The sequence below is a fragment of the Actinoplanes octamycinicus genome (assembly GCF_014205225.1).
GTDB classification, from domain to species: domain Bacteria; phylum Actinomycetota; class Actinomycetes; order Mycobacteriales; family Micromonosporaceae; genus Actinoplanes; species Actinoplanes octamycinicus.
In genome coordinates this window covers 3,888,035-3,914,071 of record NZ_JACHNB010000001.1, presented here as the reverse complement: position 1 = coordinate 3,914,071, position 26,037 = coordinate 3,888,035, and the positions used below count along the sequence as shown (strand labels likewise).

Sequence of the window (26,037 nt, the reverse complement as noted above, 5' to 3'; positions counted from 1 at the left end):
CCCAGACCCCTCCCACCCAGGGGGAGCCGCCCGAAGACAGTGTGGCGCGGAAACGGGAACTCGCGGGACCGGCCTGTGGACAACGCGCTGATGTGGACGACGCGCCGCTGAGCCGGGCGGCTACTTCGGGGCGGGGAGAAGGGCTGAGGCGGCGGCGACCAGGTCGATATGGGCCGGGTCGCGCAGCCAGTGGATCCGCAGGCCGTCCATCAGGGCCATTTCGGGGCGGGGAAGAGAGCTGAGGCGGCGGCGACCAGGTCGATCCGGGCCGGGTCGCGGAGCCACTGGATCCGCAGGCCGTCCATCAAGGCCGTTTCTTGGCGGGGAAGAGAGCCGAGGCGGCGACGACCAGGTCGATCCGGGACGGATCGCGCAGCCACTGGATCCGCAGGCCGTCCATCAGGGCCATTTCGGGGCAGGGAAGAGGGCTGAGGCGGCGGCGGACCAGGCGGCGACCAGGTCGATCCGGGACGGGTCGCGCAGCCACTGGATCTGCAGGCCGTCCATCAGGGCCATGATCTGGCGGGCCAGGATCTCCGGCTCCGGGGTCAGGTCCTTGGCCAGCGCGGTCAGCTGGGCGATGGTGCTGTCCTGCCGCCCCTTGAAGTAGTCGTGGGCCGGGTGTTCGGGGGCCAGTGACTCGGCCTCCAGCACGGCGAAGAGCCGGACGATCTCCGGCTGCCCGGCGTTGCGCCGGACCAGCGCCGCGCAGATCTCCGGCAGCGAAACCCGCTCGACGACCTCCGCACGGATCACCCCTTGTCCGGCCTCCTCGGGGCTGATCCCCAGCTCGGCGGCGAGGGAGCGGTGGTCCTCCTGGTCGCGGTGTTCCAGGACGGCGACCAGCAAGTTGTCCTTGGAGCCGACGTGGTGCAGCAACCCCGGCACGGTGAGGCCGCAGTCGTCGGCGACGTCCTGCATCGACAGGCCCCAGAAGCCGCGCTCGGCGATCAGCCGGGTGGTCGCGTCGAGGATCTGCCGGCGGCGCTCGGCGGCGGGCAGCCGGGCCCGGTCGCGGCGGCGCGACGGGGAGCTTGCCGGGCGGCCCGGGGCGAGGCCGGGTTCCGGTGGGGGCGGGGCGCTGTTCACGGGTTCTTTCCTATCAACTGCCTCTTGCCCGGGCCGGAAGGGGCGTCCTAAGTTATTACCTAGTAGGTACTCAGTAAGAGTAAGGGATGGTCATGACTTCGGAGCTCACCACCGCCGAGCAGGCGGCGCTCACCAGCGGCAGCGACTTCTGGCGGACCACCGCGATCGACTCCGCGGGGCTGCCCGCGGTGACCGTGACCGACGGCCCGCACGGCGTCCGGATGCAGGCGTCCCGCGGCGACCTGCTGGCCGGCGTCCCGGCCACCTGCTTCCCGCCGGCCGTGGCGAGCGCCTCCACCTGGGATCCGGAGTTGCTGCGCCGGATGGGCGAGGCGCTCGGCGACGAGTGCCGGGCGATGGACGTGGCGGTGCTGCTCGGCCCGGGCGTGAACCTGAAGCGCAGCCCGCTCGGCGGCCGCAACTTCGAGTACTTCTCCGAGGACCCGCTGCTGACCGGGGTGCTGGCCACCGAGTGGGTGCGCGGCCTGCAGAGCAGGGGGGTCGGCGCCTCGCTCAAGCACTTCGCGGTGAACAGCCAGGAGACCGACCGGATGCGGGTGAGCGCCGACGTCGACGAGCGCACCCTGCGGGAGATGTACCTGCGCGCCTTCCACCGGGTGGTGACCAGGGCCCAGCCGTGGACCGTGATGTGCGCCTACAACCGGGTGAACGGGGTCTACGCGAGCGAGCACCACTGGCTGCTCACCGAGGTGCTCCGGGACGAGTGGGGCTTCGCGGGCCTGGTCGTGTCCGACTGGGGCGCGGTGGTCGACCGGGTGGCGGCGGTCCGGGCCGGCCTGGACCTGACCATGCCCGGCCCGGACGAGGCGGGCGACCGGGCCCTGGTGGACGCGGTGGAGGCGGGCACGCTCGACCCGGCGGCGCTGCGGAGGTCCGCTGACCTCGTACGGACAATGGTGGTGAACGCCGGGAAGCGCGAACCCGGAAGCTATGACGCGGCCGCGCATCACGCCCTGGCCCGGGAGATCGCCGGCCGGGCGATCGTGCTGTTGAAGAACGACGGCGGGCTGCTTCCGCTGCGCGCGGAGGGGCAGACGGTCGCGGTGCTCGGCGAGTTCGCCCGGAGCCCGCGCTACCAGGGTGGTGGCAGCTCGCAGATCACGCCGACCCGGCTGGACGACGCGCTCACCGAGATCCGGGCCTCGACCTCGGCGACGGTCACGTTCGCGGAGGGCTACGTCGACCCGGACGCGGCGGCCGAGGTGGCCCGGGGCAGCGACGTGGCGCTGGTCTTCGTCGGTTCGGCGCACGAGACCGAGGGCGCCGACCGGGAGTCGCTGGACCTGCCCGCCGAGCATCTGGCGCTGATCGAGCGGGTGTCCGCGGCGAACCCGAACACCGTCGTGGTGCTCTCCAACGGCGCGGTGCTGCTGACCAGCCCGTGGGAGGCCCGGGTGCCGGCGATCGTGGAGGGCTGGCTGCTCGGCCAGGCCGGCGGCAGCGCGCTGGCCGACGTGCTGTTCGGCCGGGTCAACCCGAGCGGGCGGCTGGCCGAGACGATCCCGGTCCGGCTCGCCGACCACCCGTCCTACCTGGACTTCCCGGGCGAGCACGGCCATGTCCGGTACGGCGAGGGCCTGCACGTCGGCTACCGCGGTTTCGACGCCCGGGACACCCCGGTGGCCTACCCGTTCGGCTTCGGGCTCTCCTACACCTCGTTCGCCTACGGCACGCCGGGCGGCTCCGGGCTGGAGTTCCGGGTGCCGGTGACCAACACCGGTGACCGGGACGGCCGCGAGGTGGTGCAGATCTACGTGAGCCGGCCCGGCTCCCGGGTGCGGCGGGCGCCGCGCGAGCTGAAGGCGTTCGCGAACGTGGCGGTCGCGGCCGGCGCGACGGTCGAGGTCACGCTGCGCGTCGAGCGCGACGACCTGGCCTACTGGGACACCCGGCTGCACCGGTGGGTGGTCGAGGACGGCCCGTACCTGTTCGAGATCGGCGCCTCGTCCCGGGACATCCGGGCCACGGTGACCCGCGAGGTCGCCGGCGACGAGGCCCGGGTGCCGCTGACCGAGGAGTCCAGCATCGGCGAGTGGTTCGCCGACCCGCGCGGCGCCGAGGTGCTCGGCGAGGCCTTCGCGGCGGCGATGGAGCAGGTCGGCGACTCGACGATGGCCGCGATGGCCGCCGATCCCGGGATGATGCTGATGATGGCGAGCATCCCGATCAAGCGGATGGCAGCCTTCCCGGGCAGCCCGGTCACCGCCGACACGCTGCGGAAACTCGTCCAGGCAGCGAACGACTGACCGGACCTGAGCGTGGCCCGCAACCATATGGTTGCGGGCCACTTTGCTGTATCCACTTGTCATAGTGTGCGACGCACACTATCGTTTGAGGCATGACAATGGATGCGACGCTAGCCGGACACCTGCAGGAGCTGCGGCGCGGCACGGTCGTCGTCGCCAGCCTCACCGTCCTGCGGGAGCCGGGCTATGGCTACTCGTTGCTCGAGACGCTGAGCCGGGCCGGCTTCGAGGTCGAGGCCAACACGCTCTACCCGCTGCTGCGCCGGCTCGAGGCGCAGGGGCTGCTGACCAGCGAGTGGAACACCGATGAGGCCCGCCCGCGGAAGTTCTACCGGACCACCGCGCAGGGCGACGCCGTCGCCGGCACCCTGCGCGGCGAGTGGGCCCGGCTCGACCGGGCGATCGGCGACCTGTCCGACACCAACCTGGGGAGTGAGAAGTGAACGACTTCGTCGATCGCTACGTGTTCACCGCGCTGCGCCGCATCCCGGAGCAGCAGCGGGCCGACATCGACCGCGAGCTGCGGGCCTCGATCGAGGACGCGGTGGAGGCCCGGATGGACGCCGGGCAGAGCCGGGAGGCGGCCGTCGAGTCGGCGCTCACCGAGCTCGGCGACCCGGACCGGCTGGCCGACCGCTACGCCGGCCGTCCGGGCTACCTGATCGGCCCGGACCTCTTCCCGCTCTGGCGCCGGTTCCTCAAGATGCTGCTCTGGACGGTGCTGCCGATCGTCCTCGGGATCGGGATCGCCGTGCAGCTCTTCGAGGACCCGGACATCGGCAAGATCATCGGCCGGTCGATCTCCGCGCTGCTCACCGTCGGCGGCCAGATCTGCTTCTGGGTCACCCTGGTCTTCGCGATCCTGGAGCGCACCGGCGTCGGCCGGGCCGATCTCCGGACCACCTGGTCGCCGAAGGATCTGCCGAAGTACGAGCAGAACCGGGACCGGCTGGTCGAGCTGGCCACCGGGCTGGTCTGGGTGGCGCTGCTGATCGCCGGCCTGGTGCTGCAGCAGTTCACGTTCTCCGACGTGCCGCTGCTCGACCCGGCGAACTGGGCGTTCTGGTGGCCGGTGATCATCGCCCTGTTCCTGCTCCGCGGCTTCTACTACATCTGGGTCTACAGGCTGGGCACCCGGACCCGCACGGTCGCCGCGGTGAACGCGGTGCTGGTCACGACGTACACGGTCCCGCTGGTCTGGCTGCTGGCCACCGACCGGTTCTTCAACCCGGAGTTCCACGGCTTCCTGGATCTCCACGGCGGCGGCACCCGGACCTGGTTGAACACCCTGATCATCGCGATCCTGGTAATCGGCGGGCTGTGGGACGTCTTCGACACCGCGCGCAAGGCCGAGCAGGCCCGCAAGGGGCAGCCCGCGAAGGTGCCCGGCACCGGCGGAAGCTACGACTTCACCCGATAGGCGAGCCGCCGATCGAGCCCGACCGGCAAGCCGGCTACGTGCGAGCCCGCGTGAGCAGTGCCTGAATCCGGGACACCAGCTCACGCGGGCTGAACGGCTTGGTCACGTAGTCGTCCGCGCCGGCGCTGAACCCGCCCTCGACGTCCTGCTCCTGCACCCGGGCGGTGAGCATGATGATCAGCATCCCGGCGGTGGACGGGTCGGCGCGCAGCATCCGGCACACGTCGATCCCGGACAGCAGCGGCATCGAGACGTCCAGCACGGCGAGGGTGGGATGGTGCATCCGGGCCTGCTCCACGGCGGCCTGACCGTCGCCGACCGTGATCACTTCGAGCCCGGCCTGCTCCAGCTTGAAGGCCACCAGGTCACGGATGTCGGCGTCGTCGTCGGCCACCAGGACCGTGGTCACGGCAGCTCCCCTCGATCGGCATGGCTACTTTCCCGACGATATCCGGTTATTTCTGGCACGGTGCCGGGTCCGCCGGATTCCCCCGGGCCCGCTCCGGGCACGGGCCGCCGATTTCCGGTACGTCGGAAGTCCGACCCATCCGCGAGCCTCCGGGCCCCGAACCCCGGGTATGACACGTACCGCCGGGACGGGCCGGGTACCCGCAACCAAGCCGCAACCCGGGTACGCCCGGCCGGCATCCCGGCGGCGGTGTGCTGATTCCCGAGCAACCGCCGAGCTACCGAGGACCGAGGAGGACCCGATGAGCGCAGTGATCGACGACGTCCGTACCGAAGCGCTGTTCGTCTCGGACCTGCAGCGTTCCCAGCAGCCGACCGCGGAGGTGATCCGCGCGGCGATCGACGCGACCGTGGACCGGCTGGGCGCGCACGGCTGCGCGGCGCTGGTGGCGCAGGAGTTCGGCGAGCACCCGGACTGCGCGATCGGGCGGATGCGGTGGGCGCGGATGGCGGTCCGGCACGCCTTCGCCGCCTGAGGACCCGGGCCCGGTACGACCGCGGCGGGCGCTCCGGTCGTACCGAGAACGGTGGTGATCGGTCTCTCCATGCGGGACGGCGCGCGCCGATGCTGGCGCGGGCGTCCCGGAGGTGGTTACGCTGCCCGGCATGAACGCGCGACTGAGCATGTGGTGGCCCGCCTGACCGGCGGCCACATCCCCCGCGCGTAACCCACCCGCGGCCGCCTCCCCGAGGCGGCCGTTTCGCATGGTCCGGCCTCGGCGGCGCCCGCCCGGCCCGGAACGAGGAACCATGCCTTTCGCTTACCTGCACCGCGACGGCGCCGACCACGTCGAGGTGCTCACCGGCGACGTGATCACCGTCGAGCAGCTCGCCGGCATCCCGCTGGAACCCGGCCGCCCGGTGCTCGCCGTGGTGCCCTATCGGCAGATCCGGGAACGCGGCTTCGCCTGCGTGGACGACGGCGCGCCGCTGGAATGCCTGCTGGTCGACTCCCGGGAGACCCGGCCGCTGAGCGACTTCCCGGCCGGGGAGCTGCGCGTCTCCGGCGGCCGGTTCGACCTGGACGACGACGAGTACGGGCGGATCGTCGAGGACGTGCTGCGCGACGAGATCGGGCACGGCGAGGGCGCGAACTTCGTGATCCACCGGGTTTTCGAGGCGTCCGTCGACGGCGATCCGGTGGACGCCGCGCGGGCCGCGTTCGGCCGGCTGCTCGCTCAGGAACAGGGCACCTACTGGACGTTCCTGGTGCACACCGGGACCCGGACGCTGGTCGGGGCGACGCCGGAACGGCACGTCAGCGTCACCGACGGGATCGTGATGATGAACCCGATCAGCGGGACGTTCCGGCACGGGTCCGGGTCGCTGCTCGACTTCCTGCGCGATCCCAAGGAGGTCGAGGAGCTCTACATGGTCCTCGACGAGGAACTGAAGATGATGGCGACCGTCGCCGAGCACGGCGGGCAGGTGGCCGGGCCGTACCTGAAGCAGATGGCGCACCTGACCCACACCGAGTATCTGCTGGCCGGGCGCGGTTCGCTGGACGTCCGGGAGGTGCTGCGGGAGACCATGTTCGCGCCCACCGTGACCGGCAGCCCGATCGAGAACGCGTGCCGGGTGATCGCCCGCCACGAGCGGCGTGGCCGCGGCTACTACGCCGGGGTGCTGGCGCTGCTCTCGGTCGACGACGACGGGCGGCAGAGCCTGGACGCGCCGATCCTGATCCGGACCGCGGAGATCACCCCCGACGGCACCCTGCGGGTGCCGGTCGGGGCCACCCTGGTGCGGCATTCGACGGCGGCGGGCGAGGTGGCCGAGACCCACACGAAGGCGGCCGGGGTGCTGGCCGCGCTCGGTTCCGCGTCTTTTTCGGTACGGGACTCGAGCGCCCCGGTGCCCGGCGAGGCGGAACTGGCGGCGCTGGCCGCGCGGAACACCGACCTGGCCCGGTTCTGGCTGGACTCCCGGGCGCCCGGCGCGCTCGTGGCGCCGGAGCTGGCCGGGCGGACCGCGGTGATCGTGGACGGCGAGGACACCTTCACCGCGATGCTGGCCCACCAGCTGAAGGCGCTCGGCCTGACGGTGTCGGTGGTGCCCTGGTCGGCCCCGGCGCCGGCGGCGGACCTGCTGGTGGTCGGGCCCGGGCCGGGCGACCCGGAGGACACCGGCGACCCGAAGATGGCGGCCATGCGCGGGATCGTCCGGGACCGGCTGGCGAGCGGGCTCCCGCTGTTCGCGGTCTGCCTCGGGCAGGAGATGCTCGCCCTGGAACTGGGGCTGTCGCTGATCCGGCGGGAGTCGCCGTACCAGGGGCTGGCCCGGGACGTGGACCTGTTCGGGTCGGTGCGGCGGGTCGGCTTCTACTCCAGCTTCGCCGCGGTGGCCGCCGAGGGGCCGCTCGACTCGGCGTACGGGCGGTTTGCGATCGCCCGGGACCCGGCCGACGGGGCGGTGCACGCGCTGCGCGGCCGGGCGTTCGCCGGGGTGCAGTTCCACCCGGAATCGGTGCTCAGCCGGGACGGGATCGACGTGCTCCGGGAACTTCTGCCGCCGTTGCTGGCCGAGGTGGTTAGCCCGCTCACGAACGGGTAGCGATAGATACCGTCGGTGGTCCAAGGCGATCGAGAGCCTCTCCTTGGACCACCGACCCGCGTCCGCCTCCGCACCTCCGGGCCATCGACTCGCGCCTATCGGATGCGCCCCCCTGTGCGACCGGACGGCGTCTGCCGGGTGCGCCCCTCGTGGCACCAGCAACGTTCATCGGGTGCCTGGTCAGCCCGGCCCAGCTCCGCCCGGTCCTGGCCCGCGTGCCCCGCCTCCCCCGCCGCACCACCATCCATCCCGTCCGCCGCGCCTTTGCCCGCGCCGCCTGGCCCGCTGCGCGTGCCGCCTGTCCCCCATCTCGGGGAAACCCGGCGGCGGTGCGTGTCCGCGGGGTTTACTGGGGGTTGGTCGACGGGTATCCGCACGGCGTCGTTGACCTCCGGAGGACACCTTGGCCGAGCCGCACGTCACACTCGACCCGCAATCGCTCAACCCGGTGGAGGAGAAACTGCGCGGTCCCCTCGAGGACCAGCTCAGTTCGGCGCTCCAGGCCGCGACGGTCCGGATCCGGCAGCGCTACGCCGGCGAGAGCGTGGACCAGGTCACCTCGATGCTCCTGGACCAGGCGAAAGCCGGCCTGCACCCGGACATCGCCGCCGGCTTCCACCCCGACCACGCCCAGCTGCGCCACGTGGCCGAGGCGATCGTCAGCCACGCCCACTGACCCACCCGCGGGGCGCCCCGGACCGGGGCGCCGCAGCGACCCGCGCCGCGCCGACCGCAGCGATTTCCTGTCCTGCGGGCCACGCAGCGGTCCCGGTCGTGCGAGCCGCAGCGGTTCTGGTCCCGCGAGCGTCAGCGGTTCTTGTCGTGCAGGGTGAGGACCAAGTCGACGACCAGGGCGCTCCAGCCCGTCTGGTGCCAGGCTCCGAGGCCGGCGCCGTTGTCGCCGTGGAAGTACTCCGGGAAGACGATCAGGTCCTTCCAGTCCGGGTGGGTGTGGAACAGCTCGGTCGCGCCGTAGATCGGCCGCCGCCCATCCTCGCCCGGGACGAACAGGGCGATCAGCCGCCGGGCCAGGTCGTCGGCGACCTCGGTGAGCGACGTCTTGGTCTGCGCCCCGGTCGGGTACTCCACCCGCAGGTCCTCGCCGTAGAACTCGGCGAACTCGCGGAGCGCCTCGACCAGCAGGTAGTTGACCGGCATCCAGACCGGGCCACGCCAGTTCGAGTTGCCGCCGAAGAGGCCGCTGGTGCTCTCCGCCGGCTCGTATCCGACGGTGAAGTCCGAGCCGCCCAGCGAGACGGTGAACGGCTTCTCCAGATGAGCCCGGGACAGGGTGCGCAGGCCGTACGGGGAAAGGAACTCCTCGGGGTCCAGCAACCGTGCCAGGATCCGCAACAGCTGGTCCTGCCCCACCATGCTCAGCAGGCGCTGGCGGCGCCGATCGGCGCCGCCGAGCCGGCGCGCGCTGATCACGTCGCCGTAATCGGTCTGCTTGTGCAGCATCCAGCGGACCCGGGCGTTCACCTCGGGCAGCCGGTTCAGCGTGTCCGAGGTGAGCCGGGTGGTCGCGGCGAGCGGCAGCAGGCCGACGATCGAGCGGGCCTTGAGCGGCACCTTGTGCCCGTCCGGCAGGCGCAGCACGTCGTAGAAGAAGCTGTCCTCGTCGTCCCACAGCCCCTGCCGGTACGCCGCCTCCGCGATGTAGGTGAAGTGCTCGAAGAACTTGGTGGCCATGTCCTCGTAGGACCGGTCGTGCAGGGCCAGGATGATCGACATGTCGAGCAGGTTCAGCGCGTACATGGCCATCCAGCCGGTGCCGTCCGACTGCTCCAGCACCCCGGCGACCGGCAGCGCGGCGGACCGGTCGAACGGGCCGACGTTGTCCAGCCCGAGGAAGCCGCCCTCGAAGACGTTGTTGCCGCCGACGTCCTTGCGGTTCACCCACCAGGTGAAGTTCAGCAGCAGCTTGTGCATCACCTTGGCGAGGAAGTCGTAGTCGCGGCCGCCGTCGATCTGGAAGACCCGCAGCGCGGCCCAGGCGTGCACCGGCGGGTTCACGTCGGCGAACGACCACTCGTACGCCGGGATCTGCCCGTTCGGGTGCATGTACCACTCGCGGAGCAGCAGGAGCAGCTGCGACTTGGCGAAGCCGGGATCGACCCGGCTGATGCTGACACAGTGGAACGCCAGGTCCCAGGCGGCGTACCAGGGGTACTCCCACGGGTCCGGCATGCTGATCACGTCGAAGCTGTTCATGTGCCACCAGCCGTTGTTGCGCCCGTAGCGCCGGCCCGGTGGCGGCGGCGAGTTGCCCGGGTCGCCGACCAGCCACTGCTTCACGTCGAAGTGGTAGAACTGCTTGCCCCACATCAGCCCGGCGATGCCCTGCCGGGCCACCGCGGTCTCGTCCGCCGAGGCCGACGCCGGGATGATCTCGCCGAAGAACGCGTCGGCCTCGGCCAGCCGGTCGCGCATCACCGCGTCCCAGCCGGCGCCGAGGTCGAGCGGCTCCGGCAGCGCGTCGGTCTGGGCCAGGCGCAGCCGGATGGTCCGGGTCTCCCCCGGCTCCAGGGTGAGCTCGTAGTGCAGCGATCCCTTGGTGCCGATCCCGCTCGGGTTGACCGTCGGCATGTCGGAGATCAGGAAGTCGTTGATCCCGTCCTTCGGGTACGGACTGCGCCCGGGCAGCCCCCACAGCCGCTGCGCGTTGGTCTCGTTGTCGCAGACCAGCGCGGGCGGGGCGCCCTCGGCGTCGAGCGTGATGTGGCCGATCGACCGGTGCCGCCCGGCGAGCCGGCCCGGGGTGCCGGCCAGCGACGGGGTCGGCCGGTTCGGCAGGCCCCAGGACCAGGTGTTGCGGAACCAGAGGGTGGGCAGGACGTGCAGGGTGGCCGGCTCCGGGCCGCGGTTCGACACGGTGATCGCGATGCACATGTCGTGCGGGCCGGCCTTGGCGTAATCGACGGTCACCGCCCAGAACCGGTCGTGGTCGAAGACGCCGGTGTCGACCAGCTCGTACTCGCTCTCGGTGCGCGAGCGCTGGCCGTTGACCCGGACCAGCTGGTCGTACGGGAACTCGGCCTGGGGATAGTGATAACGCCAGCGCATCCACGAGTGGGTGGGCGTGGAGTCCTGGTACCACCAGTAGTCCTTGGCGTCCTCGCCGTGGTTGCCGCCGTCGCCGCCGAGGCCGAACATCCGTTCCTTGAGGATCGGGTCCTTGCCGTTCCAGAGCGCGAGCGCGAAGCAGAAGGTCTGCCGGTCGTCGCAGACACCGGCCATCCCGTCCTCGTTCCACCGGTACGCCCGGGACCGCGCATGGTCGTGCGGGAAGTAGTCCCACGCCGTCCCGTGCTCGCTGTAGTCCTCCCGGACCGTGCCCCACGCCCTTTCGGAGAGGTAGGGACCCCAGGCGCGCCACGGTTGCTCGCCGGAGTCGGCCTGGGCCAGCCGATCCCGCTCCGACACGTCCGTTCTCACCATCCCCACCATTACGACCCGGAGTCGATCACACTGAGACTGTCACGGTCTGGTGTCAAGTGTGTCGGCTCCGCCGATTCTGCCCATAGGTCGGAGGTTCCCTTCCGTGTCCACCGTGTGCCCGATCGAGTTCGGACCGCAGCTGTGTACTGATCTGGGCACCGCGTCGTCCCGAGAGTGGCTGGTACCCGACGGTATCGGGGGCTATGCCATGGGGACCGTTACAGGGTTGCGAACACGTCGTTACCACGGGCTGCTGATTGTGGCCGGGACCACACCGGCGTCCCGGATGCTGGGCCTCGCGTCGCTCGACGCGGTGGTCACGCTGCCGTCCGGCGCGCTGGTGCGGCTGGCCTGTCACGAGTGGGCGAGTGGCGTGGTCGCCCCGACCGGTCACATGTACCTGTCCGGTTTCTCCCTGATCGATGGCATCCCACGCTGGCGGTGGCGGATCGGCGACCTCGTCATCGAGCGGGAGATCGCGATGGTCACCGGCCGGCCGGCGGTCGCGGTGGTCCATCGGCTGATCTCCGGCGGCCCGGTCCGGATCGCGGTCGAGGCGCTCTGCGCCTGGCGTGACGTCCACGGCGAGCAGGGCCCGTCACTGGCGGTCACGCCGACCGCGGACGGCTGCGTCGTCGAGGACGCCTACCGGATAGCCGGGCCGGGCTTCGCCGCGGCCGGCGAGTGGTTCCGGAACGTCCGGCACCGCGCGGAGGCGGCGCGCGGCCTCCAAGATCAAGAGAATTTGTGGTACGCCGGGAGCTTCCACGCCACGCTCGACCGCCCCGGGGCGACCGCCCCGATCGTCGCCTGGGCGGACGACCTGGAGCAACCGCCGCCGCCGGCCGCCACGGTGGTGGACGCCGCCCGGGCGCGCAACCGGTCCCTGACCGCCGGCGCCACCGATCCCGCGCTCACCCTGGCCGCCGACGCCTTCGTGGTCCGCACCCGCACCGGCCCGGACGTGGTGGCCGGCTACCCGTGGTTCGGCGCCTGGTCGCGGGACACGATGATCAGCTACGAGGGCCTGTTCCTGGCCACCGGCCGCTTCGACACCGGCCGGGAGCTGCTCCGGTCCTACGCCGCCACGCTCTCCGAGGGGATGCTGGCGAACACCGCGGACACCGGCAGCGTCGAGTACAACACCGCCGACGGCACCCTCTGGTTCCTGCACGCGGTCGACCGGCACGTGACCCTCACCGGCGACACCGACCTGGCCGCCGAGCTGCGTCCCGCGCTGACCGGGGTGATCGAGCACCACCTGGCCGGCACCCGGTACGGCATCCGGGCCGACCCGGCCGACGGCCTGCTCGTCCAGGGCGCCGCCGGCGAGGCCCTGACCTGGATGGACGCGCGCGTCGACGGGGTGCCGGTCACCCCGCGGGCGGGCAAGGCGGTGGACATCAACGCCCTGTGGGTGAACGCGCTGGCCACTCTCGGCGACCCCTTCGCCGCCGTGCACGCCCGGGCCCGGGACAGTTTCGCCCGGTCCTTCCCGACCCTCTCCGGGCAGCTGCAGGACGTGCTCGGCGACCACAGCCTGCGCCCCAACCAGCTGCTCGCCTGGTCGCTGCCGCACGCGCCGCTGCGGCCCGACCCGGCGGTGCTGACCCGGATCGGGGCGGCGCTGCTCACCCCGATGGGGCTGCGCAGCCAGGCGCCCGGAACGGCCGGGTACCACGGGCGGCACCGGGGCGGGCCGGCCGAGCGGGACACGGCGTACCACACCGGCACCGTCTGGCCGTGGCTCACCGGGCCGTACATATCGGCCTGGCGGCGGCTCGGCGTGGACGTCACCGACGTGCTCGCCGACGCCGACCGGCACCTGACCGAGTTCGGGCTCGGGTCGATCTCGGAGACCGCGGACGGGGACGCCCCGCACACCGCGACCGGCTGCCCGTTCCAGGCCTGGTCGGTGGCGGAGCACCTGCGGGTCCGGACATGCTGAGAAACGTGGCCGGGCACCCGCCGGTCCGGAAATTCGGAGAAACCGGGGAAGCACCCAGATCGCAACCGGCGGCGCCGACGATGTTCCGGTGGAACGCATCCGGCCCAGCAGCGTGGCCTGGCGGCTCTGGCTCGCCGTGGTCGCCGCCTGCGCGCTGCTCCGGGCACTCGGGCAGCCGCTCGGCGCGCCGTTCCTCGGCTACGAGATCCCCTATCTGATCATCACCTGCGGCACCCCGCTGATGATCCTGGCCGGGATCCGCCGGCACCGGCCGGCCCACCCGGCCGGCTGGGTCCTCCTCGCCGTGGGCCAGGCCACCTACGCCGCCGCCGACGTGGTCTACAGCTTCGACGTGTGGAGCACCGGCGAGCTGGCCGAGCCGACCCCGGGCGACGTGCTCTACCTGAGCAGCTACCTGTTCACCGGCGCCGCGGTGCTCACCTTCATCCGGCGGCGCACCCCGGGCTGGGACTTCGCCACCGCGGTCGACGCGCTGGTGATCGCGCTCAGCGCCGGCCTGCTCACCTGGGAGTTCCTGGTCGAGCCGGTGGCACAGGACTCCACCCTGCCGCTGGCCGCGAAGCTGACCGAGGTGTCGTACCCGGTCCTCGACCTGATGCTGTTGATCCTCGCGGTCCGGCTGATGCTCGGTTCCGGTGCCCGCGGCGGCGCGCTGTACCTGCTCTTCGGCTATCTCGGGCTGATGTTCGTGGCGGACACCGGCTACGCGGTGATCGGGCTGCTCGGCGGGGCGAACACCACCGAGCCGTTCACCGCCGCGCTGTGGGCGGTCTCGATCGGCCTGCTCGGCGCCTGCGCGCTGCACCCGGCGATGCGCGACTTCGACGCGCGCGGCCCGGTGGCCGCGCCGGACGCCGGCCCGGCCCGGCTGGCCCTGCTCACCGCCGCCGTGCTGATGGTGCCCGGCCTGCAGCTCGGGGAGCATCTGGCCGGCAAGGACCTCAACGTGCCGCTCACCAGCAGCGCCTGCGCGATCATGTTCCTGCTGGTGGTGGCCCGGATGGCGGGCCTGGTGGCGGCGCACCGGCGGGCCGCCGACACGGATCCGCTGACCGGGGCGCACAACCGGCGGTACTTCGAGGAGGCGCTGGCCGCCGAGTGCCGCCGGGCCGCCCGGGCCGGTTACCAGCTCGGCCTGCTCATGATCGACATCGACCACTTCAAGAAGATCAACGATACGTACGGCCACCCGGCCGGCGACCGCGTCCTGCGCGAACTGGCCCGTCGGCTCACCGCGGGCAGACGCGCCGGCACCGTCTTCGCCCGCTACGGCGGCGAGGAGTTCATCGCCCTGGTCCCGCACGTCACCCGGGCCGACCTGCCGCTGATCGCCGAGCGCACCCGTCAGGCGATCGCCGACCTCCCCTTCGAGGCCACCGACCAGACCCTGATCACGGTCACCGCCTCGATCGGCGCCGCCACCTCCTCGATGGCCGACCCGGCCACCCTGCTGAAGGCCGCCGACGAGGCGCTCTACGCCGCCAAGGCCGCCGGCCGCAACCGCTCGGTCATCGCCCCGTCCGCCCCCGCACCGGCCCCGGCCCCGAGCTGAGCCCGCAGCGCGGGGCCGGTCCCGATCGGGGGTGACCTGGTCGCTCGCGCCTGTCGTTCACGCGTCGGCAACCGCTCCCGGTTAGGGTCCGGGCATGCCTGCTTCGGAATACGTCCGGAACCTGCGCGCCCGCGTCGGCCAGGAGATGATCATGTTCCCGACGGTGTCCGCGATCGTCCTCAACGACCGCGGCGAGGTGCTGCTGCACCAGCGCAGCGACAACGGGCACTGGACGCTGATCGCCGGCCTGATGGACCCGGGCGAGCAGCCGGCCGACGCGCTGGTCCGCGAGGTCGAGGAGGAGACCGCCGTCCAGGTCAAGATCGAGCGGCTGGCCGGCGTGGTGTCGCACGACGTCACCTATCTCAACGGCGACCAGTGCCAGATGGTCAACATCTTCTTCCGCTGCCGGGCCGTCGGAGGCGAGGCCCGGGTCAACGACACCGAGTCGCTGGCCGTCGCGTGGTTCCCCCTGACCGCCCTCCCGGACCTCAACCCGTTCACCCACCGCATGCTGGCCCTGGCCCTGGACGACAACGCCCCGCCCTACTTCGCCGCTCCGGGCGAAGGCGGCTTCTGACCCGTTCCGCCGGCTCGCCCACGCCACCCCGCTCCCCGGGCGGGTCCTGAGCACGGCCCGGCCGCAGCCGGCGATCTCGCGCCCGAGCCGGGCCGCAGCCGGCAGGACCGGTCCGGCGTCAGGCGAGCCAGCCGGGGCGGATCAGGCCCGCCTCGTAGGCGTAGACCACCAGCTGGGCCCGGTCCCGCGCGCCCAGCTTGATCATCGTGCGGCTGACGTGGGTCTTCGCGGTGGCCGGGCTGATCACCAGGCGGGCGGCGATCTCGTCGTTGGAGAGGCCCTCGGCGACCAGCGCCATCACCTCCCGCTCCCGGTCGGTGAGCTGGTCCAGCTCGCGCGGCGGCTCCGGCCGCCGGCCCGCGCCCGCCCCGGCGAACTCACCGATCACCCGCCGCGTCACGCTCGGCGACAGCAACGCGTCCCCGGCGGCCACCGCCCGCACGCCACGCAGCAGCTCGACCGGCTCGGTGTCCTTGACCAGGAACCCGGACGCCCCGGTCCGCAGCGCCTCGAACACGTACTCGTCCAGCTCGAACGTCGTCAGGATGACCACCCGGGTCTCGGCGCACGCCGGGTCGGCCGCGATCCGCCTGGTCGCCTCCAGCCCGTCCACCCCGGGCATCCGGATGTCCATCAGCACCACGTCCGGCCGGGTGGCCCGCACCAGCGTGACCGCCTGCACCCCGTCCGCCGCCTCGCCGACCACCCGGATGTCCGGCTCCGCGTCGAGCAGCGCCCGGAACCCGGCCCGCACCAGCGCCTGGTCGTCGGCCAGCACCACCGAGATCATCGTCTCTCCTCAGAAGTCACCCGGTCGCCCGGGCCGCCACCGGTCCCCGCTCCACCACCGGCGCCGCCCACCCCGGCATCGCCTCCGGGCACGCTGATTCTCCGCACACCGCCGTCCTCCGGCGACGCGCCGCTGTCCCCCACCGCGCCGCACGCCTCCGCGCCCGGCGCGGAGGACGACGGCGCCGGAGCGTCCGAGCCGGCGGGCGGCGACGCCGGGGCCTCCGAGCCGGCGGACGGCGACGCCGGCGGGTCCGGGTCGGCCGTGGACGGTGGGCGGCGGCCGGTCGGCAGGATCACGGTGACCAGGAAGCCGCCGGTCGGCGGGCAGCCCGCCTCCAGCCGGCCGCCCAGACTCTCCGCGCGGGCCCGCATCCCGGTGATGCCGCTGCCCTTCTCGCCGTCGGCCGGCGCCGGCGAGGGCGGCTCGGGGAGCACCGGCCCGTCGTTGCGGATCGACAGATAGAGCGCGGCCGGCAGATATCCCACCGCCACGTCCGCCTCCGGCTGCGGGCCGGCGTGGTGGCGGCGGACGTTGGTCAGCGCCTCCTGCACGATCCGGTACGCCGCCCGGTCCACCTCGGCCGGCAGCTCGCGCGGGTCGCCGGTGACCGTGGTGCGGACCGGGATGCCGGCCGCCGCGGTCAGCTCGGCCAGCCGGTTCAGCCCGAGGGCGGGCTGCCGCGGGGCCGCCTCGCCCTCGGTGCGCAGCACGCCCAGCACCGACCGCACCTCGCGCAACGCCTCGGCGCTGGCGCTCTTGATCGCGGTCAGCGCCTCCCGGGCCTGCTCCGGCCGCTGGTCCATCAGGTGCAGCCCGACCCCGGCCTGCACGTTGATCAGGCTGAGGTGGTGGCCGAGCACGTCGTGCAGCTCGCGGGCGATCCGCAGCCGCTCCTCGGAGGCCTGCCGGCGCTGCTGCTCCTCCTGCGCGCGGGCCTGCTCGGCCCGGGTCCGGGCCTGCTCGGCGTAGTTCTCCGCGCGGATCCGGGCGGCGCCGCCGAGCAGGATCATCAGGCCCAGCCCGATCGCCGCGAGACACGTCTGGCCGGCGACCGGGCGCACCCCCGGGTTCAGCCCGAGCGGCCCGGACAGCCCGACGGTGACCCCGATCCAGACCGCCCAGGCGGTGACCCCGCAGATCAGCGCGGCCTGCCGGCGGCCCTGCCGGGCCACCGAGTAGAGCGCCACGCCCGGAGCGGCCGCGTAGGCCGCGTGCGGCATGGCCTGGGTGGCGAACAGGATGGTCGCGGCCGAGGCGACCACGAAGACCAGGATCGGGAAGCGCTTGCGCCAGACCAGCGCGATCGGCCCGATCAGCAGCATCAGCGTGGTGAGGAAGTTCCACGGCCGGTAGAGCCCACCGTGACTGATGATGTTGCTCAGCCCGACGAAGTTGGCGACCGCGGTGAGCACCACGGCGCTCTGCGGCATGCCGTTGTGCGCCTCCCGGATGCGCCGCCGCCAGGGCGGGCCCGCCTCGGCGGGACCGGCCTCCGCCGGCCGGCCGGGATGACCGCAGCCGTCCTCGCGATGACCGCCGGGCGGTCGCCGCCAGTCCCGGCCGCGCTTGCTCATGCAGCCGAAACTACGGCACCGGAGCCGCCCGCCGCATCGGCCCGGGACGGGGTTCCGGCGTCATCCCCCGGGCGTACACAAGATCGCCGTCCTCCGCCCCCGGTCGTACGGAAAGAAAGGAACCAGCCGTCCGGGAGCCGACGCGGACCCGGCGCCGGACGGCGAACCTGGAGGCAGGAACCCCGCGAGGAGGACATCGTGCATCCCGAAGACGCCACCTGGTCCGGATCGGCCGCCCGGCTGCGGACCTCGGACACCGAACGCGAGGAGATCGCCGAGATCCTGCGGGCCGCGATGGCCGAGGGCCGGCTCAGCCTGGACGAGGGCGAGGAGCGGCTGACCGCGGCCTATGCCGCGAAGTTCCGCGACGAGCTGGACGGGCTGACCCGGGACCTGCCGCACGGCGGCCGCCAGGCGCTCGCCCGGATGCCGCACCGGCGTGCCGCGACACGCCGGGCGGTGCAGCGACATGCCAGCTTCGTCTTGATTGTCGCCGGCCTGCTCACCGGCCTCTGGGTTCTCTCCGGAGCCGCCTTCTTCTGGCCGGTCTTCCCGCTGTTCTTCCTGGTGACGGGCCTGCTGCGGCACGCCCGCGAGGGTCGCTGGGAGCCGCGGGCGCAGCTGCGCCACTGACCGCCGGCTGTCGGGTGGCCGACTCCACCCGGCTGTCGATGCGACGGTCGTTGATCTTCGTCCCGCGCTCTGCGACAGTGTCGCAGTTTGTTCGGGGAGGGACGACGCACATGATGGGTCCGTCGCACGCACTGTCGGGGGCGGCCGCCTGGCTGGCCGGCAGCTGGGCGCTCGACCAGTTCGCTGGGTACCACCAGACGCCGCTGATGATCGGCGTGGGCACCGCGATGGCCGCCGGCGGCGCGCTGCTGCCCGACTTCGACCTGTCCGGCAAGGTGACCACCAACCAGGGCGGCGCCACCGTCGCCCGGACGTTCGGCGTGTTCTCGCTGTTCGTGGCCGAGGTGATCGAGAAGATCTCGCTGGGCATCTACGCGGCGACGCGGCAGAAGCGCGACCCGAAGCGCGACCACGGGCACCGGACGTTCACGCACACCCTGCCGTTCGCCGGGCTGGTCGGCTGGGGCACCACCGAGCTGGCCGCGCGGTACGGCAAGTGGGCCGTGGTCGGCATCATCTTCTTCATGGCCGGCCTGGCGCTGCGCGGCCTGTTCGAGAAGTGGGCGGAGCGGGCCGGCTGGCTGATCGTCACCCTCGCCGCGGCCGCGATCGCCTGGTTCACCGCGGCCAACCTGCCGGGCGACCGCGGCTATCCGATGCTCGGCTTCGCGGTCGGCGCGGGCTGCGTGGTGCACCTGCTCGGCGACATGATCACCAAGAACGGCGTACCGATCTTCTGGCCGATCCCGACCGGCCGCAACCGGATGTGGCGGATGGTCGGCATCCCGAACCAGTTCGCCGTCAAGGTCGGCGGCAAGACCGAGACGGTCGTGCTGACCACCGCGTTCACCGTGATCTCCCTGGTGTCGCTGGTCGGCCTCTTCGCCCCGGTCCTGCTCGACCGGCTCAACCTCGATGTGTGGGCATCCTCGAAATAGCCTTCGCCACGATCTCGTCGACCGGGAGGGTGGCGTCCACGCCGACGCCGTCCTCGTCCGGGCCGAGCGGCTCCAGGATCGCGAACTGCGACGCGACCAGGGTGCTCGGCATGAAGTGACCGGCCCGCCCGCTGACCCGGGCGGTCGCCGTCTCCGGGGTCAGCACCAGATGCACGAAGAAGGCCTCCGGATTCCCGCCGCGCAACACATCCCGGTACGCCCGTTTGAGTGCTGAGCAGGACACCACCACTCCACCGTCCTTGATGGAGTCGGCGATCGCGGCCAGCCAGGGCGCCCGGTCCGCGTCGGTCAGCGGCACCCCACCGTGCATCTTGGTCACGTTCGCCGGTGGGTGGAAGGCGTCGGCCTCCGCGTAGGGCAGGCCGAGCCGCTCCGCCAGGGCCCGGCCGACCGTGCTCTTGCCGCAGCCGGCAACCCCCATCACCACGATCGGCACCATCCCCGTCACTCCCGTCAGTCGATCGAGTACGCCAGGTTCGGACGCAGCCACCGCTCCACCTCGGCGACCGGCACGCCGCGCCGGGCGGCGTAGTCCTCGACCTGATCCTTACCCAATCGGCCGACCGTGAAGTACTTCGCCTCCGGGTGCGCGAAGATCAGCCCGCTGACCGCGGCGGCCGGGGTCATCGCGAACGACTCGGTCAGGCTGACCCCGATCCGGCCGGTGTCGAGCAGCTGGAACAGGTCCCGCTTCTCGCTGTGGTCCGGGCAGGCCGGGTAGCCCAGGGCCGGGCGGATGCCGCGGAACCGCTCGGCGTGCAGATCCTCCAGCTTGGGCTTGGCGTCCGGCTCGAACCAGTCGCGGCGGGCCTTGAGGTGCAGGTACTCGGCGAACGCCTCGGCCAGCCGGTCGGCCAGCGCCTTGACCATGATGGCCTTGTAGTCGTCGTGCTCGGCCTCGTACCGCGCGGCCAGCTTGTCGGCGCCGTGAATGGCGACCGCGAAGCCGCCCAGGTGGTCCCCGGCCGGCGCGATGTAGTCGGCCAGGCAGCGGTTCGCCCGGCCGGCCGGCTTCTCGGTCTGCTGGCGCAGCATCGGGAAGCCACGGCCGTCCGCCAGCAGGATGTCGTCGCCCTCGGCGTGCGCCGGCCAGAAGCCGTAGAGGCCGCGGGCCTGGAACGAGCCCTCCGCGATAATCTGGTCGAGCATCGCGTTGGCGTCGTCGAACAGCTCCTTGGCGACCGGCTCGTTGAGGATCGCCGGGTACTTGCCCTTCAGTTCCCAGGCCAGGAAGAGGAACTGCCAGTCGATCAACTCGCGCAGCTCGGCGATGGTCGGCTGCACCTCGCGGACCCCGGTGAAGCTCGGGGTGGGCAGCTCGGCGAAGTCGACCGTCTCCCGGTTGGCCCGGGCCTGGGCCAGCGTGAGCAGCGGCTGGGCGTGCCGTTTCTCGTGCTGCTCGCGCAGGCGCTGCTGGTCGTCGCGGTTCGCCTCGTCGAGCTTGCGCGCCCGCTCCGGGTCGAGCAGGTCGGCGACCACGCCGACGACGCGGGAGGCGTCCAGGACGTGGACGGTGGACCCGTCGTACGCCGGAGCGATCCGCACCGCGGTGTGCTGCTTCGACGTGGTCGCCCCGCCGATCAGCAGCGGGATGGTCAGCCCGCGGCGCTGCATCTCGGCGCCGACCGCCACCATCTCGTCCAGCGACGGCGTGATCAGGCCGGACAGCCCGATCGCGTCGGCCCCCTCGGCGATCGCGGTGTCCAGGATCTTCGCGGTCGGCACCATCACGCCGAGGTCGATCACCTCGTAGTTGTTGCAGCCCAGCACCACGCCGACGATGTTCTTGCCGATGTCGTGGACGTCGCCCTTGACCGTGGCGAGCACCACCTTGCCCTGGCCGCGGGCGCCCTCCTCCTTCTCGTCCTCCATGAACGGGAGCAGGTAGGCGACCGAGCGCTTCATCACCCGGGCGCTCTTGACCACCTGGGGCAGGAACATCTTGCCGGAGCCGAACAGGTCGCCGACCACGCTCATGCCGTCCATCAGCGGACCCTCGATCACGTCGAGCGGCCGGGGCAGCTTCTGCCGCGCCTCCTCGGTGTCCGCCTCGATGAAGTCGACGATGCCGTGCACCAGCGCGTACGAGAGGCGTTCCTCGACCGGGGCCTCCCGCCAGGACAGGTCGACCTCGCGCTTGGCGGCGCTACCGGTGACCGTGGAGGCGAAGGTGACCAGGCGGTCGGTGGCGTCCGGCCGGCGGTCGAAGAGCACGTCCTCGACCAGCTCCAGCAGGTCGGCCGGGATGTCCTGGTAGACCGCGAGCTGGCCGGCGTTGACGATGCCCATGTCCAGCCCGGCCTTGACCGCGTGGAACAGGAACGCCGAGTGCATCGCCTCGCGGACGATGTCGTTGCCGCGGAAGGCGAAGGACAGGTTGGAGATGCCGCCGCTGGTGCGGGCGCCCGGGCAGCGCTCCTTGATCAGCGGCAGCGCCTCGATGAACGCCTTGGCGTACCCGTTGTGCTCGGCGATGCCGGTGGCCACGGCCAGCACGTTCGGGTCGAAGATGATGTCGGTGGGGTCGAACCCGTCGCCGACCAGCAGGTCGTAGGCCCGGCCGCAGATCTCCACCTTGCGGTCGCGGGTGTCGGCCTGGCCCTGCTCGTCGAAGGCCATCACCACCACGCCGGCGCCGAACTCGCGGATCTTGCGGGCGTGCGCCAGGAACTCCGCCTCGCCCTCCTTCAGGCTGATCGAGTTGACCACGCCCTTGCCCTGCACGCACTTGAGGCCGGCCTCGAGCACGTTCCACTTCGAACTGTCGATCATGATCGGGATCCGGGCCACCTCGGGCTCGGTGGCGATCAGGTTCAGGAAGGTGGTCATGGCCCGCTCGCTGTCCAGCAGGTCGGCGTCCATGTTCACGTCGAGCAGGTTGGCGCCGCCGCGGACCTGGTCCAGGGCCACGTCGACGGCGGCCTGGTAGTCGTCGGCCTCGATCAGCCGGCGGAACTTGGCCGAGCCGGTCACGTTGGTCCGCTCGCCGATCATCACGAACCCGGTGTCCGGGCCGATCGCGAACGGCTCCAGGCCGCTGAACCGGGTGGTCGGCGCGGGCGGGTCGATCCGCCGCGGGGTGGCGCCGCGCACCGCCTCGGCGATCGCCGCGATGTGCGGCGGGGTGGTGCCGCAGCAGCCGCCGACGATGTTCACCAGGCCGGAGTCGGCGTACTCGCCGATCAGCCGGGCGGTCTGCGCCGGGGTCTCGTCGTAGCCGCCGAACGCGTTCGGCAGGCCGGCGTTCGGGTGGGCGGCCACGAAGGTGTCGGACAGGCGGGCCAGCTCGACCACGTGCGGGCGGGCCTCGGTCGCGCCGAGCGCGCAGTTCACCCCGACGACCAGCGGGTGCGCCCGCTCGATCGAGCGCCAGAACGCCTCGACGGTCTGACCGGACAGGGTCCGGCCGGAGAGGTCGACGATGGTGACCGAGATCCACAGCGGCAGGTGCGGGGCGACCTCCTTGGCCGCCGCGATCGCCGCCTTCGCGTTCAGCGTGTCGAAGATCGTCTCGATCAGCAGCAGGTCGACGCCGCCCTCGGCGAGCGCCGCGATCTGTTCCGCGTACGCCGCCTTGACCTGGTCGAAGGTGACCGCCCGGTAGGCCGGCTCGTCGACCCGGGGCGACAGCGAGAGCGTCACGTTCAGCGGGCCGACCGAGCCGGCCACGAATCGGCCACCGGCCTCGTCGGCGGCCTGCCGGGCCAGCCGGGCGCCCTGGATGTTCATCTCCCGGACCAGGTGCTCCAGGCCGTAGTCGGCCTGGGCGATGCTGGTCGCGGTGAACGTGTTGGTGGTGGTGATGTCGGCGCCGGCCGCGAGATATTGCCGGTGGACGTCGAGGATCACGTCCGGCCGGGTGAGGATCAGCAGGTCCGGGTCGCCCGTGACATCCTTCGGATGGTCCGCCGGGATCAGGTCGCCGCGGTAGTCGGCCGGGGTCAGCTTGGCGCCCTGAAGCATCGTGCCCCAGGCCCCGTCCAGGACCAGAACCCGCTCGGCGAGCAGGTCGCGCAGCTTGGTGACGGTCTCAGTCACTGGGTACACCTCCGAGAGAGTCGGAGGCGCCCTTGTTCGGGATCTATCACCGGTCGAGCGTGACGGGTGGGCCCGCTGCAGCGCCTCTCGGCCGGACCACCGAGTTTACCCACTCCCTCACTTGGCGTCCGCGTAGCAACCAACCACTGAGACATCCAACGGGAATCGCACCTCGGTGTCGCCGAACAGCATCCGGCCGGCCCGGGCGGCACACTCCCGGATCGTGTCGGCGACCTCTTCTGCCTGGTCAGTGGGGCAGTGCACGACCACCTCGTCGTGCACGAAGAAGACCAGCTCGGCTTTCGTCCCGGCCAGGGCGGTGCGCAGGGTGGCGAGCAGGACCAGCGCCCACTCGGCGGCGGTGGCCTGAATCACGAAGTTTCGGGTGAATCGTCCCCTCGCCCGTCCGGGTGGTGGCGCCACCTCGTCGGGGGGATCCAGCCCGGCGTCGCGCTGCGACCCGGCCGCCGGCGGGCAGGTCCGGCCCAGCCAGGACCGGACCAGCCCGCCGGTCTCCCCGGTGCGGGCGGCCTGCTCGACGTAGTCGAACGCGGTCGGGTAGTGCCGGCGCAGGGCGGCCAGGGCCGGGATCGCGTCGCCGCCGGTCTGCCCGTACATCGCGCCGATCAGGGCGATCTTGGCCTTGCCCCGGTCGCCGTCGAACGAGTCGGCGGCGAGCGCGGCGTAGAGGTCGCCCTCGGCGGCGGCCCGGGCCAGCCGGGTGTCGCCGGAGACCGCGGCCATCACCCGGGGCTCCAGCTGCCCGGCGTCGGCCACGACCAGGCGCCAGCCCGGGTCGGCGATCACCGCCCGGCGGATCACCTTGGGCACCTGCAGGGCGCCGCCGCCGCGGGCGCCCCAGCGGCCGGAGACCACGCCACCGGCGACATATTCCGGGTGGAAGCGGCCGTCGCGGACCCAGGCGTCCAGCCAGTTCCACCCGTGCGCGGTCCAGATCCGGTAGAGCTCCTTGAACTGCAGCAGCGGCGCGACGGCCGGATGGTCGACCTGGCGGAGCACCCACCGTCGCGTGTTCGGGATCTGGATGCCGGCCCGGGCGAACGCGCGGACCACCTCGGCCGGCAGGTCCGGGTGCAGCCCGTGGGTGCCGAACGCCGCGTTGATCTCAGCGGTCAGCTCGACCAGCCGGCGCGGCGGGCCGACCGGCTGGGGCGCGCCGAGCAGCTCGCGCAGCAGCTGGTCGTGCACATCGGCGCGCCACGGCAGGCCGGTGTGGCCCATCTCGGCGGCGATCAGGGCGCCGGCCGACTCGGCGGCGACCAGCATCCGGAAGCGCCCGGGATGCTCGGTCGCGGCGATCCGGCGCTGCTGGTCGGCGTAGACCGCGAGCACGTCGCCGGCCGACACCGGCACCGGCGGGGGAAGCGCGTCGAAGAGCGCGGCCTGGGCGAACCCGGGCGGCTCGGCCTCCGGCCGGGGGCGATCCGGCGGGACCGGGAGGCCGCGCAGCCGGGCGGTCGCCGCGGCGAGCCCCCGTGGCTCACCCCAGCGCCCGGCGTGCCCGAGCAGCAGCGCCTCGGTCAGCTCCAGGTCGTGGCAGCGCGCGACCCGGACGCCGGCGCGCAGCAGCGCCGGATAGGCGTCGGGGGTGGCCGGCCAGACCCAGCGTGGCTGGTCGGCCGCCTCGCGCGCGGCGACAGCTGCGGGCAGGCCGGCCACCGGGTGAGGTGGACCGGCCGGCCCGCCATCGGCACGCAGGTCTTGCAGCCGACCGTCGGGGAGTACCGCTACGAGCACATGGTCATTCTGCTCGTGAGGTACGACAGGATTGCTATTTCACCGCGCCGGCGGTGAGGCCGGCCTGGATCTGCCGCTGGAAGATCGCGTAGACGACGATCATCGGGAGGATGGAGAGGGTGAGCGCGGCGAACAGGGTGGACCATTCGGCGTGGTAGCCGGCCTGGGTGCTGATGTTCGCGATGCCCTGGGTGAGGACCCACTTGGAGTCGGCGCCGGCGCCTTGCATGATCACGACGGGGAGCAGGTACTGGTTCCACTGCCCGACGATGTTGAAGATGGTGATGCTGATCAGCCCGGATTTCGCCATCGGCATCATGATCTGGAAGAACCGGCGCAGGTGCCCGGCCCCGTCGACCAGGGCGGCCTCGTCGATCTCGTGGGGCAGCGTCTTGAAGAACGCGGCCAGGAAGAACACGGTGAACGACAGTGAGTAGGCGATGTAGACCAGGATCAGCCCGGTGAACGTGTTCAGCAGCCCGAGGCTCTGCACGATCCCGAACAGCGGGGCGAGGGCCATGAAGGTCGGGAAGGCCAGGCCGGAGACGAACAGGTAGTAGATCGCCCGGTTGCCGGGGAACTTGTAGCGGGCCAGGACGTAGGCGGCCATCGAGCCGAGCAGCATGGTCCCGGCGGTGCTGATCGCGACCACGAAGACGCTGTTGAGGAAGTACTGCCCGATGTGGGCCTCGCTCCACGCGTCGGTGTAGGTGGTGAACGAGAACGTCTCCGGCAACGCGAACGGCTTGCCCAGGAAGATCTCGGTGTTGTTCTTGAACGACGCGAGAACGACCCAGATCAGCGGCCCGGCCGTGGCCAGGGCCCAGAGGAACAGGGCGACGTGCGCCATCCCGTTGAGCGGGCTGACCTTGCGGGACTTCTCCGCGGGCTTCGGCGTGCTCACGACCGCGGGTTCCTTAACAGCGAGATTTGTCATTGTCGT

General features: G+C 72.2%; 20 protein-coding genes. 11 read left to right on the top strand and 9 right to left on the bottom strand.

Annotation, left to right across the window (positions count from 1 at the left end; genetic code table 11):
• Window positions 1-399: 399 nt before the first annotated feature.
• Window positions 400-1,089, bottom strand: coding sequence for a TetR/AcrR family transcriptional regulator (locus BJY16_RS17540; protein WP_185040486.1), 690 nt, complete (start codon window positions 1,087-1,089; stop codon window positions 400-402).
• 92 nt (window positions 1,090-1,181) lie between these two features.
• On the opposite strand from BJY16_RS17540, the gene BJY16_RS17535 reads away from it, so the two are divergent.
• The 3 genes from BJY16_RS17535 to BJY16_RS17525 all read left to right on the top strand — a co-directional run bounded on the left by BJY16_RS17535 (window position 1,182) and on the right by BJY16_RS17525 (window position 4,776).
• Window positions 1,182-3,356 (top strand): glycoside hydrolase family 3 C-terminal domain-containing protein, encoded by a 2,175-nt coding sequence (locus tag BJY16_RS17535; protein WP_185040485.1) that lies wholly within the window; start codon window positions 1,182-1,184, stop codon window positions 3,354-3,356.
• 92 nt (window positions 3,357-3,448) lie between these two features.
• Complete coding sequence (locus tag BJY16_RS17530) at window positions 3,449-3,799, top strand: PadR family transcriptional regulator (RefSeq protein WP_185040484.1); 351 nt, start codon at window positions 3,449-3,451, stop codon at window positions 3,797-3,799.
• Window positions 3,796-4,776 (top strand): permease prefix domain 1-containing protein, encoded by a 981-nt coding sequence (locus BJY16_RS17525; RefSeq protein WP_185040483.1) that lies wholly within the window; start codon window positions 3,796-3,798, stop codon window positions 4,774-4,776. Before BJY16_RS17530 ends, BJY16_RS17525 begins: the two co-directional genes overlap by 4 nt.
• A gap of 34 nt (window positions 4,777-4,810) precedes the next feature.
• Here the strand turns inward: BJY16_RS17525 and BJY16_RS17520 are convergent, their stop codons facing one another.
• Complete coding sequence (locus BJY16_RS17520; protein ID WP_185040482.1) at window positions 4,811-5,185, bottom strand: response regulator transcription factor; 375 nt, start codon at window positions 5,183-5,185, stop codon at window positions 4,811-4,813.
• Between the two features lie 301 nt (window positions 5,186-5,486).
• Between BJY16_RS17520 and BJY16_RS17515 the strand changes: the two genes are divergently transcribed.
• The 3 genes from BJY16_RS17515 to BJY16_RS17505 all read left to right on the top strand — a co-directional run bounded on the left by BJY16_RS17515 (window position 5,487) and on the right by BJY16_RS17505 (window position 8,473).
• A complete protein-coding gene (locus BJY16_RS17515; RefSeq protein WP_185040481.1) occupies window positions 5,487-5,720 on the top strand; it encodes a hypothetical protein in 234 nt (77 codons plus the stop codon).
• 274 nt (window positions 5,721-5,994) lie between these two features.
• A complete protein-coding gene (locus BJY16_RS17510) occupies window positions 5,995-7,797 on the top strand; it encodes an anthranilate synthase family protein (protein ID WP_185040480.1) in 1,803 nt (600 codons plus the stop codon).
• Window positions 7,798-8,200: 403 nt separating this feature from the next.
• On the top strand, window positions 8,201-8,473 hold the full coding sequence (locus BJY16_RS17505; RefSeq protein ID WP_185040479.1) for a hypothetical protein: 273 nt from the start codon (window positions 8,201-8,203) through the stop codon (window positions 8,471-8,473).
• 131 nt (window positions 8,474-8,604) lie between these two features.
• Here BJY16_RS17505 and BJY16_RS17500 read toward each other — a convergent pair whose 3' ends face one another.
• Window positions 8,605-11,238, bottom strand: coding sequence for an MGH1-like glycoside hydrolase domain-containing protein (locus BJY16_RS17500; RefSeq protein WP_185040478.1), 2,634 nt, complete (start codon window positions 11,236-11,238; stop codon window positions 8,605-8,607).
• Between the two features lie 112 nt (window positions 11,239-11,350).
• On the opposite strand from BJY16_RS17500, the gene BJY16_RS17495 reads away from it, so the two are divergent.
• The 3 genes from BJY16_RS17495 (at window position 11,351) to BJY16_RS17485 (ending at window position 15,339) form a co-directional block, all read left to right on the top strand.
• A complete protein-coding gene (locus BJY16_RS17495) occupies window positions 11,351-13,186 on the top strand; it encodes an amylo-alpha-1,6-glucosidase (protein ID WP_185046508.1) in 1,836 nt (611 codons plus the stop codon).
• An 88-nt stretch (window positions 13,187-13,274) separates the two neighbouring features.
• Window positions 13,275-14,759, top strand: a complete 1,485-nt coding sequence (locus BJY16_RS17490) for a GGDEF domain-containing protein (RefSeq protein WP_239177506.1) — start codon at window positions 13,275-13,277, stop codon at window positions 14,757-14,759.
• Between the two features lie 94 nt (window positions 14,760-14,853).
• Window positions 14,854-15,339, top strand: coding sequence for an NUDIX hydrolase (locus BJY16_RS17485; RefSeq protein WP_185040477.1), 486 nt, complete (start codon window positions 14,854-14,856; stop codon window positions 15,337-15,339).
• 118 nt (window positions 15,340-15,457) lie between these two features.
• On the opposite strand, the gene BJY16_RS17480 is transcribed toward BJY16_RS17485, so the two are convergent.
• Window positions 15,458-16,129, bottom strand: a complete 672-nt coding sequence (locus tag BJY16_RS17480; protein WP_185040476.1) for a response regulator — start codon at window positions 16,127-16,129, stop codon at window positions 15,458-15,460.
• Window positions 16,126-17,706: a sensor histidine kinase gene (locus tag BJY16_RS48435; RefSeq protein ID WP_275408073.1), complete on the bottom strand. Its 1,581-nt coding sequence runs from the start codon at window positions 17,704-17,706 to the stop codon at window positions 16,126-16,128. The genes BJY16_RS17480 and BJY16_RS48435 overlap by 4 nt, the downstream gene beginning before the upstream one ends.
• Before the next feature lie 198 nt (window positions 17,707-17,904).
• Here BJY16_RS48435 and BJY16_RS47175 point away from each other — a divergent pair, with 198 nt between their 5' ends.
• Together BJY16_RS47175 and BJY16_RS17465 are read left to right on the top strand one after the other, a co-directional pair.
• Window positions 17,905-18,339 carry a DUF1707 domain-containing protein gene (locus BJY16_RS47175; RefSeq protein ID WP_239177504.1) on the top strand — a complete coding sequence of 145 codons (435 nt, stop codon included), beginning with the start codon at window positions 17,905-17,907 and terminating at the stop codon, window positions 18,337-18,339.
• Window positions 18,340-18,449: 110 nt separating this feature from the next.
• Complete coding sequence (locus BJY16_RS17465) at window positions 18,450-19,277, top strand: metal-dependent hydrolase (RefSeq protein ID WP_185040474.1); 828 nt, start codon at window positions 18,450-18,452, stop codon at window positions 19,275-19,277.
• Here BJY16_RS17465 and BJY16_RS17460 read toward each other — a convergent pair.
• The 4 genes from BJY16_RS17460 to BJY16_RS17445 all read right to left on the bottom strand — a co-directional run bounded on the left by BJY16_RS17460 (window position 19,246) and on the right by BJY16_RS17445 (window position 26,031).
• A complete protein-coding gene (locus BJY16_RS17460) occupies window positions 19,246-19,719 on the bottom strand; it encodes a gluconokinase (protein ID WP_239177537.1) in 474 nt (157 codons plus the stop codon). The genes BJY16_RS17465 and BJY16_RS17460 overlap by 32 nt on opposite strands.
• A gap of 32 nt (window positions 19,720-19,751) precedes the next feature.
• Window positions 19,752-23,345 carry a methionine synthase gene (gene metH, locus BJY16_RS17455; protein WP_373873458.1) on the bottom strand — a complete coding sequence of 1,198 codons (3,594 nt, stop codon included), beginning with the start codon at window positions 23,343-23,345 and terminating at the stop codon, window positions 19,752-19,754.
• Between the two features lie 108 nt (window positions 23,346-23,453).
• Complete coding sequence (locus tag BJY16_RS17450) at window positions 23,454-25,094, bottom strand: bifunctional 3'-5' exonuclease/DNA polymerase (protein ID WP_185040472.1); 1,641 nt, start codon at window positions 25,092-25,094, stop codon at window positions 23,454-23,456.
• A gap of 34 nt (window positions 25,095-25,128) precedes the next feature.
• Window positions 25,129-26,031 carry a carbohydrate ABC transporter permease gene (locus BJY16_RS17445; protein ID WP_185040471.1) on the bottom strand — a complete coding sequence of 301 codons (903 nt, stop codon included), beginning with the start codon at window positions 26,029-26,031 and terminating at the stop codon, window positions 25,129-25,131.
• Window positions 26,032-26,037 lie beyond the last annotated feature (6 nt).

Bases quoted from the DNA above. Each gene is read 5' to 3' on its own strand.
- BJY16_RS17500 (WP_185040478.1), bottom strand. From the start codon at position 11,238: ATGGTGAGAACGGACGTGTCGGAGCGGGATCGGCTGGCCCAGGCCGAC.
- BJY16_RS17485 (WP_185040477.1), top strand. From the start codon at position 14,854: ATGCCTGCTTCGGAATACGTCCGGAACCTGCGCGCCCGCGTCGGCCAG.
- BJY16_RS17515 (WP_185040481.1), top strand. From the start codon at position 5,487: ATGAGCGCAGTGATCGACGACGTCCGTACCGAAGCGCTGTTCGTCTCG.
- BJY16_RS17465 (WP_185040474.1), top strand. From the start codon at position 18,450: ATGATGGGTCCGTCGCACGCACTGTCGGGGGCGGCCGCCTGGCTGGCC.
- BJY16_RS17480 (WP_185040476.1), bottom strand. From the start codon at position 16,129: ATGATCTCGGTGGTGCTGGCCGACGACCAGGCGCTGGTGCGGGCCGGG.
- BJY16_RS17510 (WP_185040480.1), top strand. From the start codon at position 5,995: ATGCCTTTCGCTTACCTGCACCGCGACGGCGCCGACCACGTCGAGGTG.
- BJY16_RS17535 (WP_185040485.1), top strand. From the start codon at position 1,182: ATGACTTCGGAGCTCACCACCGCCGAGCAGGCGGCGCTCACCAGCGGC.
- BJY16_RS17460 (WP_239177537.1), bottom strand. From the start codon at position 19,719: ATGGGGGTTGCCGGCTGCGGCAAGAGCACGGTCGGCCGGGCCCTGGCG.
- BJY16_RS48435 (WP_275408073.1), bottom strand. From the start codon at position 17,706: ATGAGCAAGCGCGGCCGGGACTGGCGGCGACCGCCCGGCGGTCATCGC.
- BJY16_RS17530 (WP_185040484.1), top strand. From the start codon at position 3,449: ATGACAATGGATGCGACGCTAGCCGGACACCTGCAGGAGCTGCGGCGC.
- BJY16_RS17445 (WP_185040471.1), bottom strand. From the start codon at position 26,031: ATGACAAATCTCGCTGTTAAGGAACCCGCGGTCGTGAGCACGCCGAAG.